At 69.4% G+C, this 660-nt stretch carries 1 protein-coding gene; it reads right to left on the bottom strand.

Annotated features, from left to right (window positions below; translation table 11 throughout):
- Positions 1 to 660, bottom strand: a 660-nt coding sequence (locus AC1DQC_RS19905) for a hypothetical protein (RefSeq protein WP_477052958.1), incomplete at both ends; no start/stop codon positions are given.

Raw genomic sequence — 660 nt, forward strand, 5'->3', positions numbered from 1 at the left:
GTTCGCCGCGACGAAGGCGTCGATGGTGCCGAACGATGCGTAGCCCATGCCGGACGGGACGCCGAACCCGGCCTTGGAGGTCCACCAGTTGCCGTTGCCGTAGGCCCACGGCTCGTAGACCAGGTACCCGTCCCAGGTGCCGTTGCCGTCCCGGTCGACCGCGAGCTGCACGCTGGGGCGGACGCCGGAGTAGGAGGTGAAGTCGATGGTCGTGCTCGCCGCGTCGGCGAGGGGGAAGCTCGCCGCGACGTAGCCGGCCGACTTGGACGTCGAGAGCCCGGCGTGGTCGTCCTCGGTCCACACGCGCAGACCGTCCTTCGTGTACTCGTGGTGGCCGAACACGCGCGACTCTCCGAAGCCCCAACCCGCGGCGTTCTTGTCGGTCGAGTGGAGAGTCGTCACCTTGGGGGGCACGACGACGGGCTCGAGCCCGAAGGTGTAGGTGGCGCCGCCGACGACGATCTTGTTGATGACCGCGTCACCGATCACGCCGGAGCCCAGCGAGTAGCCGACGCCGATGACGCGGGCCGCGGGGTTCGCCGCGACGAAGGCGTCGATGGTGCCGAACGATGCGTAGCCCATGCCGGACGGGACGCCGAACCCGGCCTTGGAGGTCCACCAGTTGCCGTTGCCGTAGGCCCACGGCTCGTAGACCAGGTA

It is taken from the genome of Cellulomonas sp. P4_H12 (genome assembly GCF_056400905.1).